The sequence below is a fragment of the Photorhabdus noenieputensis genome (assembly GCF_018448935.1).
Taxonomy (GTDB): Bacteria; Pseudomonadota; Gammaproteobacteria; order Enterobacterales; family Enterobacteriaceae; genus Photorhabdus; species Photorhabdus noenieputensis.
Genome location: NZ_RCWC01000127.1, coordinates 1 through 1232 on the forward strand (window position 1 = coordinate 1; position 1232 = coordinate 1232).

Annotated in this window: 1 pseudogene; it reads right to left on the reverse strand. The window is 54.5% G+C overall.

Annotation, left to right across the window (positions count from 1 at the left end):
• A pseudogene (locus tag EAE91_RS23470) lies at positions 1-1232 on the reverse strand (S-layer family protein); the annotation flags it as partial.

Here is a 1232-nt window from a genome sequence, read left to right on the forward strand (position 1 = left end):
CGGTTTGGTTAGTCAGCCAGATAATGTCCGAGGTCAGCAACGCCATCTGCGCCGGACTCAGCGCCACGCCCGGCGTTAACTGTTGCTGTTTGCCAAAGGCAACGCCGGCATCCATCAGCGCTTTAAACTGCGCTTCGTCGTTGTTGTAGCCCGGCAGATAGCGCTGGCCGGTCAGTTGGGTGATTTGATCGCGCACCAAACGTTGTTCATAAAACCCATCTCCTAACCGTTTGTGGACCAGCGCCGGGTCATGCGTTAATTGTTGCCGCATATAGTCCGAGCCCAGCCACTGTTTGTACTGGGTAAATTTCGGGTCGGTTTCGACCAGATAGTGACTGTCACTGCCCGGTTGCACGGTATACAGGCTGTTATTCGGCAAACGCGTATCGGGTGTCACCACACGTATCACCGGATCGACTGTTTGCCCTTTGACGGTTTCCGGGGGCAAACTCAGTTCAAACGGCTGACCGGGAGGCAATACCAGTGGCTGATTTTTGATACCGTTCACCGGTGTGACCGTCGTGGGGGCAGAATGTATCTGACCGGTTTGTCGGTCTGTAATCGTAATATCGGTACCCTGTGGACGAGTATTCTCCTGCCATGCCAGCGTTTTCAGGTCGATGGTTTCTGTCACCGGCGCGGGGGCATAACGACTGCGGCTTTTCCCCTGCGAGGTTTTGGTCCCCCCGAACCCGAACTTTTTCTTTTTGGTTTTTTTAGCATACCAGTGGGTCTGACTGCCCGTATCGGTGGTAATCCGTTCTCCCTGAGTAGCGATATTGTGCAGTTCACCAATTTCACCACCGAGCGTGCCGCCAGCGACAATCTGGCTGTCGTGATTGGTGACCTGCGCACTGTTGAGCGTGATATTACCCCCGGCCAGAATTTTACCGGGGTCGCTCTGTTTGACCTGAGTTTCTTTGACGGTGCGGGTGTACTGATATTCGTAAAAGTCATTACTGCGGCTGCCATCCGGCATGATGGCATCGTGCACTTTGTATTTATTGCGGTGGGAAGTGTCCACCTGTGACCAGTCATAGCGAGTGGTCTGGCCGCTCAGTACTGCATCGTGATGCTGAGACTTTTCCGTTTCGACGACCTGAGTGACCAACCCGGCGTTGGTGTTGTTAATCTGGTCGGCATTAATCTTCAAGTGGTGCCCGGCTTCAATCGTCGCCGCGTGGTTATTGAGCTCACGCGCCTGACCGGTGGCCGTCAGGGCGTTATCCAAC